This is a genomic window from Nocardia sp. NRRL S-836, assembly GCF_001279525.1.
Classification (GTDB): Bacteria; Actinomycetota; Actinomycetes; order Mycobacteriales; family Pseudonocardiaceae; genus Lentzea.
This window is the reverse complement of sequence record NZ_LGDY01000069.1, coordinates 38,632-54,950: the sequence shown is the minus strand read 5'-3', so window position 1 is coordinate 54,950 and position 16,319 is coordinate 38,632. Positions and strand designations below refer to the sequence as shown.

Genomic DNA, 16,319 nt, shown 5'->3' with positions numbered 1-16,319 from the left:
TTCACGCGGTGGTGAGCGGTGTGGCGAGCCGGCGCTTGTCGGGTTTGCCGCTGGGCGCCACGGGTGGTTCGGCGATGGCGGTGACCCTGACCGGTGCGCAGGCCGCGCCCAGCCGTGCGGTCACCAGCTGTTGCAGCTCGGCGAGCGCCGGCACGCGATCGGCCCTGGGGACGACGAACGCGTGCACGGCCTCGCCGGTGTCGTCGCTCGGCGCGGCGACGACGTAGGCCTCGGCGACGTCCGGGTGCTCGGCGAGGACCTGCTCGATCGGGCCGACGTGGTGCAGGGTGGCGTTGACGATCACCACGTCCCGCACCCGGCCGGTGAGGCGCAGGTGGCCGTCGGCGTCGAGGTGGCCGAGGTCGCGGGTGCGGACCCAGCCGTCCACGAACACCTCGGCCGACTCGGCCGGGTCCCCCCAGTACGCGGTGGCCTGGCCGGGCGTGCGGACGAACAGCTCGCCGTCGCGGACCTCCACGTCGACCGGTGGGCGGCCGACCGTGCCGGGCGGGTCGGACGGCGTGGCCATCGAGATCATCCCGGTCTCGGTCTGGCCGTAGCCGTGGAACAGCACCGGGCCGAGCGTGGCGAGCGCCTCGCGGTGGCGTTCGGCCGTGAGCGGCGAGCCGGAGACCAGCAGCGCGCGCAACGTCGACAGGTCGGCGGGGTGTTCGCGCTGGTGCTTCACGAGTTTCGCCAGTCCGGGCACGGTGATGACGCGGGCCGTGGCGCGGTGGCGGGTGATCGACTCGGGTAGCGCGGGGGTGTCGGCGACGACGACCGTGCTGCCCGCGGTGAGCGTGAGGACCGCGTACTCGAACATGACCTGGCTCGACAGCGACCCGAACACGAGGTACCGGTCGAGGCGGGTGGCCAGGTCGCGGATCGCCGGCGGCCACGCCTGCGGCCGCGCGGTCCACGCCCTGGTCATGGCGGCGTAGGTCTGCGCGCAGGCCTTGGGTGCGCCGGTGCTGCCGCTGGTGTGGATCAGCCGGGCGACGTCGCCCGGCCGCCCGGAGCAGGTCAGCTCGGCGCTGCTGTTGCGGCACAGCGGTTCCACGTCGTCGTCGGTCAGGACGGTCTTGATGTCGAGGCCGAGCAGGTGGCGCACCTGGGCGTCCGTGAGTCCCGGCCGAACGCCCACGACGCGCGCGCCCACCGCGTGCCCCGCGAGGATCGTCGCGAAGGCCTCCGGGGTCACGCCCAGCAACAGAGCGAGCCCGTCACCGGGCCCGAGTCCCTTGGCGCGCAAGCCGTTCGCGATGCGCGCGACGAGGTCGAGCAGCTCCGCCCCGGTCACCACGCGGGTGCCGTGCTCGAAGACCGGCCGGTCCGCTGCGGCGGCGAGCACGTCGAGCACCGCGCGCGGGAACGGCTCGGTCTCACGCGCCGGCAAGGCATTCCTTCACGAACACGGCCAGCGGCTGCTGGTGCACGGTCGGCAGGTCCCAGTGGTTCTCCAGGTTCTCCGCCAGGTGGTGGGTCGCGGCCAGCTCGCCGTCGCGGTAGTGGCGGACGACCGGGTGCAGGTAGCCGGCGTCGGCGGCGTGCACGGCGTCGTTCTCGGCGACGCGGGGGACGTCGATGTCGAACGGGTCGACGGTGTCGTGGTTCGGCCCGTACTCCAGGGTCGCGATGAACCGGTGCTCGGCCTTGCCCAGGCCGCCGTCGTGGACGTACGCGACCGGCACCTCCTCCTCGTACCGCGCGGTGCCGCCGTCCACCGTGACGACGTCGCCGATGACCGCGAACTGCTGCCACAGGCACGACGAGCGGTTCAGCCGCGCGATGAGCGCCTCGCTGATCGACTCCGGCGACAGGTCGAGCTGCTGTCCCGGCCACGGGGCGCCGTGGTTGCGGGTCGCGAGGATCCGGTGCAGCGCGCGGGCCCCGTAGCGGAAGCCGTGGATGAACCCGCTGGTGGACTTCTTGAAGTCACGCGACTGCGTGATCGTGCCGGCGAAGTAGAGGCCGGGGACGTTCGTCGACTCGAACGCCGGGGTGAGGTCGGGGAACCGGTCGTCGATGACGAGCCGCGGGCGGGCGCTGCCGGCGAAGATGCTGCTGTCGAACCGGAACCCGGTGCACGCGATGATCCGGTCGTACTCCAGCTCACGCAGCCTCTCCGTGGTGCGCGCGTACCGGAACCGGATCCGGAAACCGCCTTCCGGCCGGCGTTCGATCTGCTCGATCGTGCCGTCGATGACCGCGTTCTCGGACTTGAGCTGGTAGGTGTCGAGGAAGTTGTTGTTCACCGCGCGCAGGTGTCCGACGTAGTGCGTCTGCCAGGCCAGCTTCACCGAGTGCGGGCCGGCGACGTGGATGACCGCCGCGTGCTCGACCAGCGCGTCCGCGGTCTCGAAACCGGAGTTGCCCTTGCCGATCACGAGCACCCGCTGGCCGGTGAACCACTCGGGATCGGTGTCGAAGGTGTCGTAGCGTTCGACGTGCTCGATGCCGGGGATGTCCGGCACGTGCAGCTGCGAGACACCGGTGGCCACGACGAGGTTCGCGGCCCGCCAGGTCTGTCCACCGTGGTCGGTGACGGTGAACCCGGTGTCGTCCTTGGCGATCTCGGTGACCTCGACGTCGTAGTGCACCCGCAGACCGGCGGCGACGTCACCGAGGTAGCGGACCAGGTCGTCGGCCGACGGGAAGTACCGGGGGCTGTAGCGGGTGAACAGCAGGTCCGGCTCGTCGAGCAGCAGCGAGTTCCAGTCCATCCGCATCCGCTGCTCCGGGTCGGTGTACCCGGAGTGGACCTTGTTGATGGAGATGAGCTTGCGGTGCCGCGGGTAGCGGGTGAAGAACGTGCCGGCCCCGCTGCCGCGTTCGAGGACGGCGTAGTCACGACCGTCCCGCTCCAGCAGTGCCGCGAGCTGCAAACCGGCCGGTCCCGCGCCGATGATCAGGTAGTCGTACGCCATGGCCGAGGAAGCTACCCACGTGATCTCAGAACTCTCTGAGATCGACTGCCTACCTTTCCGGGGGTGACCACGACCGCTTCCCGCACCACCGTGGACCTCGGCGCACCGCTGACCGGCGAGCACCTCCTCCGCGCGGCCGCACCCCTGGAGGTGCTCGCCGGCCCCGCCGTCGCCACCCGTCTCCAGGAGGGCCGCGACCACCTCCGCAGCGTTCTCGCCGACGACGACCGCCCCGTCTACGGCGCCAAGACCGGATTCGGCGCTCTCGTGGGCTTCGCGGGCCGCGCCTCCGAGGCCGACCAGTGCGACAACACCCTCGCACACCTCGGCGCGGGCCAAGGACCGGACCTCCCGCCGGACGTCGTGCGCGCCGCCCTGCTGGTGCGGACGTGGTCGCTGGCCCAGGGCCTGTCCGGCGTGTCGGCGCACGTGGTCGACGGCCTGTCCGCGATGTTCGCCTCGAGGTTCGTGCCCGCGGTGCCCCGCTTCGGCTCGGTGGGCGCGAGCGGTGACCTGATCCCGCTGGCCTACGCGGCACAGGCGTTGCGCGGCAGGGGATTCGCCTATCTGGACGGCGCCCGCCTGCCCGCGGCGGAGGCGCTGGCGTCGGCCGGCCTGACGCCGTTGTCGCTGGACGGACGCGACGCCTTGGCCCTGGTGAACGGCACCTCGGTCACGACGGCGGCGCTCTCGCTGGCGTTGTCGTCCGTGCGCGCGTCACACCGCGCCGTGCAGGACCTGACCTGTCTGCTGACGGACGTTCTCGGTGCCGACCCGGGTTTTCTGGACCCACGGCTGATCGCCGCCTACGGCCACGGAGGCGCCCGCGTGGTCGCCGACCACATGCGCGTACTTCTGGACGGCACTCGGCCCAGCGGCGACCGCCCGTTGCAGGAGCCGTACAGCATCCGGTGCTCGCCACAGCTGCTCGGCGCCTGCGAGGACGCGCTGCGGTACGTGGACGGCGTGGTGGCCGCGGACCTGTCCGGGGTGAGCGACAACCCGTTGTTCTTCCCCGGCGACGACCTCGTGGCCCACGGCGGCAACTTCTTCGGCCAGCCCGCCGCGTTCGCCGGCGACCTGCTCGCCATGGTGACCACCTCGCTGGGCAACCTCGCCGAACGGCAGCTGGACCTGCTGGTCGACCCGGCACGCAACACCGGCCTGCCACCGATGCTGGCCGCGGGACCGGGCCAGCAGCACGGACTGCAGGGCGTGCAGCTGGCGACCACGGCGTTCGTCGCGGAAATGCGCCGTTGCGCCGTGCCGGCCAGCACGCAAAGTCTGCCGACGAACCTGCACAACCAGGACGTGGTGCCGTTCGGCACCCAGGCCGCCTTGCGCGCGTACGACCTCGCCGAGCTGTTGCGGCTGCTGTGCGGATCGCTGGCTTTGGGACTGCGGCAGGCGGTGCACGTGGGCGGACGGCGGCCGACCGCGCCCCGGTGCGCGGAGCTGCTGGACGCGCTCGTCGCGGCGATCGAGCCGGTGGATCCGGACCGGCCGCTGGACGAGGACGTGCGGGTGGCGGGGGAGGTGGTGACGAGCTGGGATCGTCAGGTGCGGTGAGCCGGCACCGGCCCGTGCAGCGTCACGGGCACGCGGTCACCGCCTGCGTCGCGACCTCCCGAGGCTGCTGTCCGGCCATCGGCAGCAGCAACGTGAACCGCGCCCCGCGCCCCGGATGCCCGACGGCTTCCACCGCACCCCCGTGGCTCGTCACGATCTCCCGCACCAGCGCGAGGCCGAGCCCGAACCGCTTCTCGCCCGCCCCGTGCTGGAACCGTTCGAAGAGCCGCTCGCCCATGGCCGGGTCGAACCCCTTCCCGGTGTCGGCGACCTCCACGGCGGCGTACCCGGCCCGCGAGCCGACCCGCACGTCGATCCGCCCGCCCTCCGGCGTGTGCCGCACCGCGTTGGCCAGCAGCTCGTCCACCGCACGCCGCAACGCCGTCTCCACGCCGACCACGACCACCGGTCCCGCCGGGTGTTCGAAGCCCAGCGCGATCCGGCGTTCGGCGGCGCGGTCGGCCTCACCGGAGACCGCCGCGGCCGCGATCTCGGCGAGCTCCACCGGGCGGCCGTCGAGCTCGCGGCTCAGCCGCGCGGACAGCAGCAGGTCGTCGACGACGTCGCCGAGGCCGCGGATCGACCTGGCCAGCTCGTCCAGGCTGTCGCGGTGGTCGCCGGGCAGGTCGGCGGCCGCGGCCAGGCGGACCAGCACCTGTGCGCGCGTGTACGCCCGTGCGATCGGGGTGCGCAGCTCGTGGCTCGCGTCGGTGACGAACCGGCGTTGGCGTGCCAGGGCTTCGGCGAGCGGTGCCACGGTGCGGCGGCTCACGCCCAGGCCGACCAGGGCCGCGGCGAGCAGGCCGCACACCTGCGCGATTCCCAGGGCCCGCAACAGGTGCCGCCGGTCGGCGAGCTGGTACCGCGTGTCGAACACGGCCTGGACGGTCGCGCCGTCGGGGCCGGGCTGGGTGAGCACGAGGTACTCGGTGTCGTTGGCCACCACGGAACGTTCGATCGTCGAGCCGGACGTGCGGACGGCCGCGATGTCGTCGTTCACCGGGAAGCCGCGCGGGACGTCCAGCAGGCCCACGTCCAGGACACCGTCGCGCAGCGAGAACACCCAGGCGCACCGGGGCGCGGTGCCGGGGACGCCGAACCTGACGTTGTACCGGAGCTCCCGGCTCACCAGAGACTGCTGCGCCTGTGCCATCACGGAGTACGCGATGCCGCCGACGAAGGCGATCATCAGCGTGAGCGCCACACCCACCAGCAGGCTGATCCGCAGCCGTGCCCGGCGCAGCTCGGTCCGTTCCGCCTCGGCCCACGCCCTCACAGGGCCCCCAACCGGTAGCCGACCCCCTGGACCGTTCGCACCACCGAGCGCCCCACCTTGCTGCGCAGGTAGTGCACGTAAGTGTCCACAATGGATGGTGATGGCGCGTCGTGGAAGACCGTCCGCCGCAACGCCGAGCGCGTGTGCACCGTCTCCGGATGCGTGGCCAGTGCCCGCAGCAGCGCGAACTCCCTGGTGGTGAGCGGAACGCGTTCGCCGTCGGGCAGCACCACCTCGTGCTGCTGGAGGTCGAGCTGGCCGGAGCCGATGCGCAGCACCGCGGCCAGTTCCGCCGCACGGCGGCACAACGCTCGCAGGCGTGCGATCAGCTCGCCCAGGTCGAACGGTTTCACGAGGTAGTCGTCGGCGCCGGCGTCCAGGCCGTCGATCCGGTCGTCCACCCCGCCCATCGCGGTGAGCATCAGCGCGAGCGTGCGGACGGACCGGGAACGCAGCCGTGCCACCAGGTCCAGGCCGTCGATCACCGGCAGGCCGCGGTCGACGACCACCACGTCGTAGGGCCGGGTGAGCGCGAGGTGCAGGCCCCGTTGCCCGTCCAGCGCGACGTCCACGGCATACCCTTCGGCCCGCAGCACGGCGGAGAGCAGTTCGACCAGCTCCCGGTCGTCGTCGACGAGCAGCAGCCGGAACGCGTGTGCCTGTCCCGACCTGGAGTTTTCCCGCACGTCGCCAGAATCGCACGCGGTTGTGACGACGGACAGATCACCGGCCTGGCGCTGAGGTGTCGATCTCCGTCCCGCCGCGCGACCGGACGGCCGTTCGGCCACGTGAAAGCCCTTTCCTGGCTCTGCCACAGCGGTCGACCGGTAATTTCACGGTGAACGAGCGGACGCTCGTGACCAGCGGTGTCGCGGTCACTGTGAACGGTGATGCCGGCAGACGGCGGTTCAAATCACTCAATAACTTCAGTGCAGGTCGAGATTAATTCCCCGGCGCGGTGCTTGTATTGCCGACGTAACGACTCGGTCGCCCGCGGAGACATCAGCCTTGGTGTCCGCACGACGTGAGGTGTGCCGATGAAGATCGACCTGTTCAACGAGATCCAGAACCCCGGCCCGGCCCCCGAGCAGTTCCGCTTCCGCCAGGCCCTCGACCAGGCGCGCCTGGCCGACGAGCTCGGCTACGGGTGCTGGTGGCAGGTCGAGCACCACGGGGCGGGGGAGTTCAGCCTGTCCTCGGCGCCGGAACTGATGCTGGCCGCCCTGTCGCAGCAGACCTCCCGCATCCGGCTCGGTCACGCGGCCGTCCTCGCGCCGGGCCGGTTCAACCACCCGATCCGCGTCGCCGAGCGTGCCGCCACCCTCGACCACCTCAGCGGCGGCCGGGTCGAGCTGGGGATGACCCGCTCCACCATCCCCGAGTGGAACCTGTTCGGCATCGACCCCGCCGACGCCCGCGCCCAGACCGCGGAGGCGTTCGAGATGGTGCCGAAGATGTGGACGACCGACCGCTTTTCCCACAGCGGCCCGCACTACGAGGTCTCCGACGTCTCGATCGTCCCGAAGCCGCTGCAGTCGCCGCACCCGCCGCTGTGGCAGGCCGCCGCGTCCCCGACGTCGTTCGAGGAGGCCGGTCGCCGCGGTGTCGGCGTGCTCGGCACGACGATCTGGGAGTCCATCGACCGGGTGGCCCGCATGATCGAGCTCTACCGCGCCGCCGCGGCCGAGTGCACCTCGCCGGTCGGGGAGTTCGTCAACAACCAGGTCGCGTACTTCACCTTCGTGCACTGCGCGGAGACCGGCGAGCAGGCGATGCGCAACGGCGCTGCCGCGGCCGCCGCCTGGTACACCGTCACGGCGCTGCGCTTCTTCAACGCCGCGGCCGAGTTCGCGGCGACCATGCAGCGCCACCAGGACATCCTCGCGGCCGGCGACGGTGGTCTCACCGGCGAGTTCCTGCGTGCCGAGGCGGACGCGGCGCCGACGGAGGCGCAGCTCGTGATCGGGCGGGTCCTGCAGGGCGAGGACGTGCCGGAGGACGAGCTGTTCGAGGTGCTGTCGGCGCAGCAGTCGCTGATCGTGGGCAGTCCGGACACGTGCCGCAAGAAGCTGCGCCAGTACGCGGACCTCGGGATCGACCGGTTGATGTGCCTGCAGCAGATCGGGCCGATCGGGGCGGACGAGGTGATGACGAGCATCCGGCTGATCGGCGAGCTGATCCCGGAGTTCGACCGGGGCTGAGTCCCGGCACCCCGGTGTGGCCCGCGCGGTCACACCGGGGCGGGTGTTCGCCGCCGTTCGCGGCGAGCACCGCACGTCACCTGCGGTGCCCGGGGGAGGCGGTGGTGATCACGCCGAGCAACGCGGTCACGGCCATGACGACACCGAAGCCGATCGCCGTCATGGCGACGCCGACGAGGCCGACGACCAGGCCCGCGACGACCGCGGAGACGCCCATCGCCACGTAGCCGGCGACGTAGATCGCGGTGAAGAGACCGGCGCGCTGGTGCGGTTCGACCTCGGGGACGAGGCCGCGGGTGGTGCCGGAGAACGACGCGCCCAGGCCGAGTCCGGAGAACAGCGCGGCGGCCCAGAGCAGCGGCAACGCGTGCGCGCCGATGGCGGCCACGAACAGGACCGCGCCGAAGGTGAGCGAGCTCGTGCCCAGCGTCCGCAGGAGGTGCGGGCGCACCGCGGAGGTGAACGCGGCGGCGCCGGTCGCGGCGGCGAACGTCACGAACGCGGCCAGCGCCCCGAGGAAGGGGCTGTGCACGGCGAACACGGCCACCAGCACGACCGGCACCAGGCCCATGAACAGCGTCATCATCAGGAACGAGCTGACGATGCCGGGCAGTGCGGCCAGGTACAGCCCGCGGACCTGGACGGGCAGCGACAGCCGCGGCCGCAGCGACGCCAGCGCGCCGGGCTTGCGGGTCGCGGTCTCGGGGGTGACCAGCGTGAAAAGCGTGCCCAGCGCCATGACCACGGTCAGCACCAGCCACACCTCGAACGCCGCGTCGGACGCGAACTGCGCGAGCAGGCCGGAGAACAGCGCGCCGATGCCCAGGCCGGCCAGCGGGGCGAGGCTGGTCATCATCGCGCCGAGCTTCTTGCGGTGCGCGGGCGCCAGCTCGACGACGGCGGCGCTGAGCGAGCTCGACGCGGCGCCGGTGGCGACGCCCTGCACCAGCCGGGCGACGACCAGCCAGCCGATCGACGGCGAGAACAGGAACGTCAGCATCGCGACCAGTTCGAGCGCGAGGGCGGCGATCATCAGCGGGCGGCGGCCGACGTGGTCCGACAGCGACCCGATCACCAGCATCGCGACCAGCAGCGAGAAGGCGTAGATGCCGAACGCCAGGGTCAGCTGCCACGCGGGGAAGCCCCAGCGCGCCTGGTAGATCGGCAGCAGCGGCGTGGGCGCGCCCGCCGCGACGAGCACCGCGACCATCGCCGCCGAGATGCCCGCGAAGCCCGTGGACCTGCTCACGGTGGGCCACGGCGTGGATCTGCGGCGGGGCGAGGGGGATCCGGTCAGCGTCTGGTCTTCCTGGACAGCGGTCATGGTGGCGAAGGTAGCCGCGTCTACTTCACTTTTGCAAGTAAACTTCTATGAACAGTCTGAGCATGTTTTATGCAAGCTTGCTATGGTGAGTGGGTGAAGCGACGCGAGTTCGGTCAGTACTGCGGCATCGCCCGCGCCCTGGAGCTGGTGGGCGAGCGGTGGGCGCTGCTGGTCGTCCGCGACCTCATGATCCGGCCGCGCAGGTACACCGACCTGCAGGAAGGGCTCGCGGGCATCCCGTCGAACGTGCTGTCCACGCGCCTCAAGGAGCTGGAGCAGTCGGGCATCGTGGAACGCCAGGTCGCACCGGCGCCGCAGCGCGGCGTGGTCTACGCGCTCACCCCGCTCGGCCAGGAGCTGGAGCCCGCGCTGCTCGCACTCGGCCGCTGGGGCAGCACCCAGCTCGGCGACCCGCAGCCGGGGGACCGCGTCACGCCGGACGGCGCGACGTTGAACCTGCGCGCCAACTTCCGGCAGGAGGAGGCGGCCGGGCTGACCGCGTCCTTCGAGCTGCACGCCCGTGACCTCGTGGTGCACGCGGTGGTCACCGACGGCAAGCTCACCTCCGGGATCGGGCCCGCGCCGGAACCGGCCGACCTGGTCATCACCGCCGAGGTGCCCGACGACGTACCGGCGTCCTACCGGGCGATCGTCCGCGCCGCCCGGCTCGGCCAGGTGGAGCTCAAGGGCTCCAAGAAGCTGCTGGACACGTTCCTGCGGGTGTTCACCCGTCCCTGATCCACCACCTCCGAACCGGACCGGATCGCGCCAAGTCGCGGTCACGGGGCCGCACCCTCGCTAGGGTCGGGTAGCCGCTTGGTCACCGACGGTCACCCGAGGAGATGCGATGAAACGGCTGAGCCTCGCGCTGGCGGGCGCCGCCAGCGTGGCCTTCCTGGTCGGAACGTCGGTGGCCGCGCCGCCACCACCGCAACCGGTGCCCGACGGGCCGACCTACGTCTACCGCGTCCCGGCGCCGCTCGGGCAGAAGGCGCAGGACCTGCTGGCCCGCGGGTTCGACGTGCTCGAACAACGCGACGGCGACGACCTGTTCGTCCTGGGCACCCAGGACGTGCACCGCAGGCTCGCCGACGTCGGTTTCGCCGGAAGCGTCGACCAGGTGATGTCACCGGCGCGGTTCGCGCCCGGCACCCGCGGCACGGGCGTCAACGAGACGTACTACGGCGGCTACCGCACCATCAAGGCGCACTACGCGCACCTCGACCAGACCGGCTGGCGGTACCCGCGGCTCGCGACCGTCGTCGACTACGGCGACTCGTGGCGCAAGACGCAGGGCGCGGGCGGCTACGACCTGAAAGCCATCTGCATCACCAGGAGGACCCCCGGCGACTGCCGGCTCACGCCGACCGCGCGCAAACCCCGGTTCCTCGTGTCCGCGCAGGTGCACGCGCGGGAGATCACGACCGGCGACCTGGCGTGGCGCTGGATCGACCACCTCACCACCGGCTACGGCCGCGACCCCGAGGTGACCGCCCTGCTCGACACCACCGAGGTCTGGGTCATCCCGATCGGCAACCCCGACGGCGTGCAGATCGTCCAGTCCGGCGGTGACACGCCGAAGCTGCAGCGCAAGAACGCCAACCACACCAACGGCCCCAGGCACTGCCCGACCACCCAGGACCCGAACGCGCAGGCCGGCATCGACCTCAACCGCAACCTCAGCGCGCAGTGGGGCGACAACGGCACGTCGAGCGACCCGTGCAGCCAGGTCTACCGCGGCCCGAAGGCCGACTCCGAGGTGGAGACCAGGGCACTGGAGCGGTTGTTCCGCTCGCTCTACCCGGACAAGCGCGCGCCCGGCGACACCGCGCCGGCCGACCCGGACACCCGCGGCATGGTCGTCACGATGCACAGCGCGCTCAACGTCGTGCTTCTGCCGTGGGGGTACACGACGACGCCGTCACCGAACGACGGCCCGTTGCGCGCGATGGCGCGGGACATGGCGCAGCTCGCCGGGCCCGGCTGGGAGTACGGGCAGCCGGGTGAGCTGCTCTACACCGCGGGCGGCTCGATCGACGACTGGGTCTACGGCGAGCTCGGCGTTCCGCACTACACCTGGGAGATCGGCAACTGGGAGGGCGACTGCGCCGGGTTCCTGCCCGCCTACTCCTGCCAGGACGGCCACTGGGCGAAGGTCAAGCCGATGCTGACCTACGCCGCGCGCAAGGCGGCCAACCCGTACGGCGGGGCCTGAGAGGTCGCGGCTCACTCCTGCGGCGATGTGTTCGCCCAGCGCACGGATTCGTCCAACTGATCGACGCCGGACCGCCGATGCGGAAAGGTGATCGAGGTGGACCTGGACCGCACGACCACCCGCCTGGCCACCCGCTGGGGACTTTCGCTCGGTGCGCCGTTCGAGGGCGGCTCGGCCGCCACCGTGATGCGCTGCCGCTGGCCCGATGGCACCCCCGCCGTGCTCAAGGTCGGCCGGGACCGCGACCTGATCGCCGCCCAGGCCGCCGCGCTCGCCCTGTTCGCCCCGTCCGGCCGGGTGCCGGCGGTGCTCGCGTTCGACGCCGACGCCGGCGCGGTCGTCCTGGAGGAGGTGCTGCCCGGCACGGCGGCGGAGGACCTGCCCGCCTACGCCCTTCCCGCGCTGTGGGCGGACCTGCTCGCCGCGCTGCACGGCGTCGGCGTGCCCGAGCAGCCGACCGGCACGCTGCGGGCGCGGTGCGAGGAGGCCTTCGCCCGCGTCGGCCGCCGGCTTGGCGACCCCGCCGTGGCCGCGCGGATCGGCCCGATCGACTGGGCTCGGGCGATGCAGCGGTGCGCGCGCCTGCTCGACACGACCGGTGCGCCCGTGCTGCTGCACGGCGACCTGCATCCGGGCAACGCGCTCGACGCCGGCCCCGCGCGGGGGCTCGTGGCGGTGGATCCCAAGGCGTGCGTGGGAGATCCGTGCTTCGACGCGGTCGACCTCGTGCTCACCGGCGCCGGGCAGGAGGGCGTCACGGCCCGGTGCGCGGCGGTGGCGGCGGCGTGCGACCTCGACGGGGACCGGCTGTTCGCCTGGGCACGGGTCATCGCGCCGTTCTTCGTGGTCGCCCGGATCGGTGCGGGCGCCGCGGAGCCGGTGGTCGACGAGCTGGTGGACCTGGTCAGGTAGGACGCCGGTGCCCGCCGGTGCCCGCCGGTGCCCGCGGTGCCCGCGGTGCCCGCGGTGCCCGCCGGTGCCCGCGGTGCCCGCCGGTGCCCGCGGTGCCCGCCGGTGCCCGCGGTGTCCGCCGGTGCCCGCGGTGTCCGCCGGTGCCCGCCGGTGGGGAGGTGCGCTCATGCCGACCGCCGGGCAGGTCGACCGGTGGCAGACCGACCCCGGCGGCCGCTTCGCCATCACCCGCCCGCGACGCTGCTCACCGCTGCGGCAGCGCGACTTCCGTTCCCTCCCAGCGGTGTCGCAGCCAGCGGTCGTGACTCGCGACCACGATCGCACCCGGCCCCGGCCCCAGCGCGTCCTCCAGCTCGTCGCACAGCGTCGGCGACAGGTGGTTGGTCGGCTCGTCGAGCAACAGCAGCTCCGGCGGGTCGGCCACGAGCACCGCGAGCGCGAGGCGGCGGCGCTGGCCCACCGACAACGCCCCGACCGCCTTGCCCAGGTCCCACCGGTGCAGCAGCCCCAACGACTCCAGCGGCACCCGCGCGGCCCGTTCCGCGCCGACCGCACGCCCGTAGGTGGCCCTGGCGGTGCGGCGGGGGTGCTCGAACGCGGTGTCCTGGTCGAGCAGGCCCACCCGCAGACCGGACCGGCGCCGCACCCCCGTGACGTCCAGCCGACCGGCCATCGCGAGCAGCAACGTCGACTTGCCGGAGCCGTTGGGGCCGGTCACGAGCAGCCGGGCGCCTTCGGGCACGTCGAGGAGGTCGAGGGTGAGACGGCCGGGCACGTGGACCTGCCGCAGCGACAGGAGAACGTCGTCCGCCGCGGTGGCCGGCTGTGGTCGGGCCGGGCGGTCGTCCGCCGTGGCGGGCGGCTGTGGTCGTGCCGGGCGGTCGTCCGCCGTGGTGGGCGGTTGCGGTCGTGCCGGGCGGTCGTCCGCCGTGGCGGGTGGCTGTGGTCGTGCCCGCGCGTCGGCTGCGGCGCGCGGTTGCGGTGGGGCCGGGCGGTCGTCCGCCGTGGCGGGCTGCCGCGGTCGTGCACGCTCGTCGGCTGTGGCGGGCGGCTGCACCGGTGCCCGGCCGTCGGCCGTCGACGCCAGCTCGGCGTGGAACCGCAGCGGGCGCGGCGGAGCGGGCACGGCCCGGCGTTCCAGCTCCTCCAGCCGCCGGGCGGTGTTGCGGACCCGCCGGGAGATCTGGCTCTGCACGCGGTTCGCGCGCACGCCGTAGCCCATCTTGTCGCTGTCGCGCATGGCCCGGTTCGGCGCGACCCGGTGCGCGGTCAGCTCCAGGTCCGACCGCAACGCGGCCAGCTCCTCCTGCTCCTCGGCGTGGCGGCGTTCCCAGCGTTCGCGGTCGGACCGCTTCTGCGCCACGTACTCGCTGTAGGTGCCGCCGAACCGGACCGGGCCGTCCACGGCCGGGTCGAGGTCGACCAGGTCCGTGCACACCGCGTCGAGGAACGCCCGGTCGTGGCTCGCCACCACGACGGTGCCGGGCAGCTCGCGCAGCCGTGCCTCCAGGAACGCGGCCGCGGCGTCGTCGAGGTGGTTGGTCGGCTCGTCCAGCAGCAGCGCCAACGGCCTGCGCACCACGAGTGCGGCCAGCGCGAGACGGCGGCACTGGCCGCCGGAGAGCGAACCGAGGGTGCGGTCCCAGGACACCTCACCCAGGCCGAGTCCACCCAGGACGATCTCGGCGCGCCGGTCCGCGTCCCACGCCTCGTGCCGCTGCGCCTGGTCGAGCTGCTCGGCGTACGCGGCGAGCAGCTCCTCGTCGTCGGGCGCGTCGGCGAGCAGCACACCGAGCCGGTCCAGTGCGGCGAGGTCCTCGCGGGCGTCCGCCAGCGCGTCGGCGACGACCTCCGCGACCGTCGCCGACGCCGGGAACGGCATCTCCTGGTGCAGGAAACCCAGGTCCCGCGGCCGTTCCACCCGGCCGCCGTCGGGCTGGTCGACGCCCGCGAGCAGCCGCAGCACGGTCGACTTGCCCGCGCCGTTCTCACCGATCAGGCCGATGCGCCGGCCGGGGGCCGCGGTGAGCGACACCCCGTCGAGCACCCTGCGGCCACCGAACACGCGCACCAGCTCGTGCGCCACCAACGCCTCAGCCACGAGCGGTCTCCAGCAGCTTGCCGTCCGCCAGCCGCAGCCGGCGGTCGATCCTCACCTCGCTCAGGAACCGCTCGTCGTGGCTCACGACGACGAACGCGCCCTGGTAGGCGTTCAACGCGCTCTCCAGCTGCGCGGCGCTGACCAGGTCGAGGTTGTTCGTCGGTTCGTCGAGCAACAACAGCTGCGGCGCGGGTTCGGCGAACAGGACGCACGCCAGCGTCGCCCGCAGCCGCTCCCCGCCGGACAGCACCCCGACCGGCAGGTGTGCCCGCGCGCCGCGGAACAGGAAGCGCGCCAGCAGGTTCATCCGCTCGGCCTGCGGCATCTCCGGTGCGAACGCGGCCAGGTTCTCCGCCACGGTGCGGGTGTCGTCGAGCAGGTCCAGGCGCTGCGACAGGTACGCGATCCGGCCGTCCGCGCGTTTCACCTCGCCGCTGTCGGGCGTCAGCGACCCCTCGACCACCCGCAGCAGCGTCGACTTCCCCGCGCCGTTGGGTGCGGACAGGGCGATGCGTTCCGGGCCGCGGATCGCGAGGTCCGCGCCGTCGAACAGGTCGCGCACCCGGATGTCCGTGCCCAGGAACAACGTGCGCCCGGCGGGAACGGCGGTCCGCGGCAGCTCCAGGCTGATCTTCTGGTCTTCCCTGAGCGAGCGCTCGGCCTGGTCGAGCCGGGTCTTCGCGGCGCTGAGGCGGGCCGCGTGCGTGCCGTCGGCCTTGGCGGCGGACACCTCGGCGTTGCGCTTCATGTTGCCGGCGAAGATCTTCGGCAGACCCGCGTTGGAGAGGTTGCGCTGGGCGTTGCTCGCACGGCGGGCGGCGCGTTCGCGGGCCTGCTGCATCTCCCGCTTCTCGCGCTTGACCTCCTGCTCGGCGCTGCGGATGTTCTTCTCCGCGACCTCCCGCTCAGCGGCGGCCGACTCCTCGTAGGCGCTGAAGTTGCCGCCGTGGAACCGGATCTCGCCGCCGTCCAGCTCAGCGATGCGGTCCACCCGGTCGAGCAGCGCGCGGTCGTGGCTCACCACGAGCAGGCAGCCGCGCCAGTCGTCGAGCACCGAGTAGAGCCGCCGGCGGGCGTCCAGGTCGAGGTTGTTGGTCGGTTCGTCGAGCAGCAGCACGTCCGGCTGCCGCAGCAGCTGGGCCGCGAGCCCGAGCGACACGACCTGGCCGCCGCTGAGCGTGCCGAGCCGCCGGTCCAGCCCGACCTCGCCGAGACCGAGCCGGTCGAGCTGCGCGCGGGTGCGTTCCTCGACGTCCCAGTCGCTGCCGATGACGGTGAAGTGCTCCTCGCCGACGTCACCGGACTCGACCGCCTTGATCGCGCGCAGCACCGCCGCGACGCCGAGCACCTCGGCCACGGTCAGCTCCGCGGTGAGCGGCAGGTCCTGCGGGAGGTAGCCGAGGACGCCGTCGACGGACACGCTGCCGCCGGACGGGGTCAGCGCACCCGCGATGAGCTTGAGCAACGTCGACTTGCCCGCGCCGTTGGGCGCGACGAGACCGGTGCGGCCACCGGGGAACGTGACGGACAGGCCGTCGAAGACCTGGGTGTCGTCCGGCCAGGAGAAGGACAGGCCGGACACGACGACATAGGCGTCGGAAGACATGGGTGAGACCTCGGGATGTGCGTGCGCGCGGCCACCCGCGCGGGTGGAAAAGGGGACGACGAAACGGCCACCGCCGACGATGGCCTGTCACATCCCGGGCTCACCCGGAGATGTCGTCTTCACCCACCAGCACGCCGAGCTCCTTCGAGGAGGTTGATCTCTACCCCTCCGAGGTTAGCAGCCGACCC

Annotated in this window: 12 protein-coding genes; 5 read left to right on the top strand and 7 right to left on the bottom strand. The window is 72.7% G+C overall.

What is annotated here, in order from left to right:
• Position 1: 1 nt before the first annotated feature.
• Positions 2–1,396: a class I adenylate-forming enzyme family protein gene (locus ADL03_RS08095; RefSeq protein ID WP_197288197.1), complete on the bottom strand. Its 1,395-nt coding sequence runs from the start codon at positions 1,394–1,396 to the stop codon at positions 2–4.
• Positions 1,383–2,927, bottom strand: a complete 1,545-nt coding sequence (locus tag ADL03_RS08090; protein ID WP_053732736.1) for an NAD(P)-binding domain-containing protein — start codon at positions 2,925–2,927, stop codon at positions 1,383–1,385. Before ADL03_RS08090 ends, ADL03_RS08095 begins: the two co-directional genes overlap by 14 nt.
• A 63-nt stretch (positions 2,928–2,990) precedes the next feature.
• On the opposite strand from ADL03_RS08090, the gene ADL03_RS08085 reads away from it, so the two are divergent.
• Positions 2,991–4,496, top strand: a complete 1,506-nt coding sequence (locus tag ADL03_RS08085) for an aromatic amino acid ammonia-lyase (protein ID WP_157528334.1) — start codon at positions 2,991–2,993, stop codon at positions 4,494–4,496.
• A 22-nt stretch (positions 4,497–4,518) separates the two neighbouring features.
• Here the strand turns inward: ADL03_RS08085 and ADL03_RS08080 are convergent, their stop codons facing one another.
• Together ADL03_RS08080 and ADL03_RS08075 are read right to left on the bottom strand one after the other, a co-directional pair.
• A complete protein-coding gene (locus ADL03_RS08080) occupies positions 4,519–5,772 on the bottom strand; it encodes a HAMP domain-containing sensor histidine kinase (protein ID WP_197288196.1) in 1,254 nt (417 codons plus the stop codon).
• Complete coding sequence (locus ADL03_RS08075; RefSeq protein WP_231641645.1) at positions 5,769–6,458, bottom strand: response regulator transcription factor; 690 nt, start codon at positions 6,456–6,458, stop codon at positions 5,769–5,771. The genes ADL03_RS08080 and ADL03_RS08075 overlap by 4 nt, the downstream gene beginning before the upstream one ends.
• A 351-nt stretch (positions 6,459–6,809) precedes the next feature.
• On the opposite strand from ADL03_RS08075, the gene ADL03_RS08070 reads away from it, so the two are divergent.
• Complete coding sequence (locus ADL03_RS08070) at positions 6,810–7,973, top strand: LLM class flavin-dependent oxidoreductase (protein ID WP_053732864.1); 1,164 nt, start codon at positions 6,810–6,812, stop codon at positions 7,971–7,973.
• 76 nt (positions 7,974–8,049) lie between these two features.
• Here ADL03_RS08070 and ADL03_RS08065 read toward each other — a convergent pair whose 3' ends face one another.
• Positions 8,050–9,297 carry an MFS transporter gene (locus ADL03_RS08065; RefSeq protein ID WP_063798514.1) on the bottom strand — a complete coding sequence of 416 codons (1,248 nt, stop codon included), beginning with the start codon at positions 9,295–9,297 and terminating at the stop codon, positions 8,050–8,052.
• Positions 9,298–9,390: 93 nt separating this feature from the next.
• On the opposite strand from ADL03_RS08065, the gene ADL03_RS08055 reads away from it, so the two are divergent.
• The 3 genes from ADL03_RS08055 to ADL03_RS08045 all read left to right on the top strand — a co-directional run bounded on the left by ADL03_RS08055 (position 9,391) and on the right by ADL03_RS08045 (position 12,424).
• Positions 9,391–10,035, top strand: a complete 645-nt coding sequence (locus ADL03_RS08055) for a helix-turn-helix domain-containing protein (protein ID WP_053732733.1) — start codon at positions 9,391–9,393, stop codon at positions 10,033–10,035.
• 109 nt (positions 10,036–10,144) lie between these two features.
• Positions 10,145–11,512, top strand: coding sequence for a M14 family zinc carboxypeptidase (locus ADL03_RS08050; protein WP_053732732.1), 1,368 nt, complete (start codon positions 10,145–10,147; stop codon positions 11,510–11,512).
• A 96-nt stretch (positions 11,513–11,608) separates the two neighbouring features.
• Entirely contained in the window at positions 11,609–12,424 is an 816-nt protein-coding gene (locus ADL03_RS08045; RefSeq protein ID WP_197288195.1) for an aminoglycoside phosphotransferase family protein, read from the top strand.
• A 244-nt stretch (positions 12,425–12,668) separates the two neighbouring features.
• Here ADL03_RS08045 and ADL03_RS49470 read toward each other — a convergent pair whose 3' ends face one another.
• Both ADL03_RS49470 and ADL03_RS08035 read right to left on the bottom strand, forming a co-directional pair.
• Complete coding sequence (locus ADL03_RS49470) at positions 12,669–14,525, bottom strand: ABC-F family ATP-binding cassette domain-containing protein (RefSeq protein ID WP_053732730.1); 1,857 nt, start codon at positions 14,523–14,525, stop codon at positions 12,669–12,671.
• Positions 14,518–16,131, bottom strand: a complete 1,614-nt coding sequence (locus tag ADL03_RS08035; protein ID WP_053732729.1) for an ABC-F family ATP-binding cassette domain-containing protein — start codon at positions 16,129–16,131, stop codon at positions 14,518–14,520. Before ADL03_RS08035 ends, ADL03_RS49470 begins: the two co-directional genes overlap by 8 nt.
• Positions 16,132–16,319 lie beyond the last annotated feature (188 nt).